This is a genomic window from Cellulomonas sp. B6, assembly GCF_001462455.1.
Taxonomy (GTDB): Bacteria; Actinomycetota; Actinomycetes; order Actinomycetales; family Cellulomonadaceae; genus Cellulomonas.
The window spans coordinates 1-2,081 of sequence record NZ_LNTD01000008.1; the positions used below are offsets into that span (position 1 = coordinate 1).

2 protein-coding genes are annotated in these 2,081 nt (G+C 76.8%); one reads left to right on the forward strand and one right to left on the reverse strand.

The genetic code is table 11. From position 1 onward, the window contains the following. Positions 1-163 precede the first annotated feature (163 nt). Entirely contained in the window at positions 164-1,498 is a 1,335-nt protein-coding gene (locus tag ATM99_RS00570; protein ID WP_223304739.1) for an MFS transporter, read from the forward strand. Positions 1,499-1,501: 3 nt separating this feature from the next. Here the strand turns inward: ATM99_RS00570 and ATM99_RS00575 are convergent, their stop codons facing one another. Further along, positions 1,502-2,005 (reverse strand): FBP domain-containing protein, encoded by a 504-nt coding sequence (locus tag ATM99_RS00575; RefSeq protein ID WP_062101020.1) that lies wholly within the window; start codon positions 2,003-2,005, stop codon positions 1,502-1,504. Between the last annotated feature and the right edge of the window lie 76 nt (positions 2,006-2,081).

Genomic DNA, 2,081 nt, shown 5'->3' on the forward strand with positions numbered 1-2,081 from the left:
CTCATCGCCCCAGGATAGGTGGGCGGGGTGTGACGTCGGGCGCAGTCCGCGGGCCGGGCCGTGGTGCGCTCCGGACGTGCCGGGACGAGCCGGGCGGCGACCACGGGCCCGGGCGCGGCAGCGGCTGCGGGGGACCGTGGGCGGCGTGTGACGATACGTGCTCGTGACCTCCTCGTACCGCGACGTGCTGCGCCTGCCCGGTGTGCTGCGGCTGTTCCTCGTCTCGCTCGTCGCGCGCGTGCCGCACGCGACGACCGGTGTCGTCCTCACGCTGCACGTCGTGACGGCGCTCGGGGAGGGCTACGCGCGCGCCGGCGTCGTCGCGGCGGCGATGACCGTCGGGCTCGCGATCGGCGCGCCGTGGCGCGGTCGCCTGGTGGACCGCGTGGGCCTGCGCCGGGCCGTGCTGCCGTCCGTCGTGGTCGAGTCGGGCGTGTGGCTCGCGGCGCCGCACCTCGCGTACGTGCCGCTCATCGTCGCGGCGTTCGTCGCGGGCGTCTTCCTCGTGCCGGTCTTCTCGGTGACGCGGCAGTCGCTGGCCGTGCTCGTGCCGCCGGCGCAGCAGAAGGCCGCGTACGCGCTCGACTCGGTGTTCACCGAGCTGACGTTCATGCTCGGGCCCGTGCTCGGCGTGCTGCTCGTGACGCAGGGCTCCAGCACGCTCGCGCTGACGGTCGTCGGGTCCGCGACGGTCGCGGCGGGGCTGCTGCTGCTGTGGGCGAACCCGCCGACGCGCTCGGTCGGCGTCGAGCACGCGCCGCTGCCGCCCGGCACGCGCGTGCTGTCGGCGCACCTGCTGGTCGTGCTGCTCGCGGCCGCCGCCGCGTCCTTCGTGCTCATGGGCACCGACGTGTCGCTCGTCGCCGCGCTCAACGACGCCGGCCGTGCGACCGACGTGGGCTGGATGATCGCGCTGTGGGCGGGCGGCTCGGCCGTGGGCGGCCTCGTCCACGGCGCGAGCCCGCGGCAGCCGTCGCCGCTGCTGCTCGTCGCGGTGCTCGCGGCAGCGACGCTCCCGGCCGCGTTCGTGCAGGGCCCGGTCGCGCTCGCGGTGGCCGTGTTCGTCGCCGGCCTGCCCTGCGCGCCGGCGCTGTCCTCGATCAACGCGACCCTCGTGCGACTGGTCCCCGAGCAGCGCCGGGGTGAGGTCATGGGGTGGAGCGGCACCATGCAGACGGTCGGGAACGCGCTCGGCGCGCCGCTGTGCGGGTGGGTCATCGACCGCGTCGGCGCGGGCGGCGGGTTCCTCACGGCGGCCGTCGTGGGCGGTGGGGTCGCGGGTCTCGGGCTCGTCGTGGTCGCGGTGCGTCGTCGTCGGCCCGTCGTGCCGGCCCCGGCCGACGCGGTGGACGACGTGCCCGCCGTGCCGTCGTCGCCGGCCGTCGTCACGTCGCCCGCCGCGGAGACGCCCGCCGAGGTCGTCGTGGACGACCCGGCCGGCGCGCGCGACGGAGCGACCGGTGCGGACCCGCAGGGACGCGCACCGGCCGCGCCGTGAGGCTCAGCGCGTGCTGAGGATCTCGGCCACGAACCGGGCCGAGCGCTCGCGCAGGCCCGCGATCCGCCGCTCGACGATCAGCTCGCGCATCGCGTCGGCGTCGGAGCCGGCCTCGGTGCGGGTCGGGGGGCGGCGCACGTTGCGCGAGCACGTGAAGTCCGTGCAGATCAGCGTGCCGACCGTGTTGCCCCGTCGACCTGACGCGCCGCCGCGCCGCGCGACGTAGAGCGTGACGTCGTCCGTCACCACGACGTCCTCGCACCACGCGCACACCGCGCGGCGGCGGGCCCGCGACGCGTCCGACGCGCGCAGCAGCACACCGGTCGGCGCGCCGTCGAGCTCGAGCACGACGTACGCGGACAGCGGGGCGCGGCGGTCACGCCACCCGAGGTAGTCGAGGCGGTCCCAGTCGAGGGCCTTCAGGTCGGGGAGGGTCGCGTCGGCGGCCTCGCGGCGCGAGGCGTTGACGAGGGCGGAGCGCAGCTGCTTCTCGGTCAGGGGGAGCATGGGTTCTCGGTCTTCCGTGAGGGCGGGGACCGTCGTCACGCGCGGGCGTCCGCGACCGGGTGCGGGCGCGGCGGGG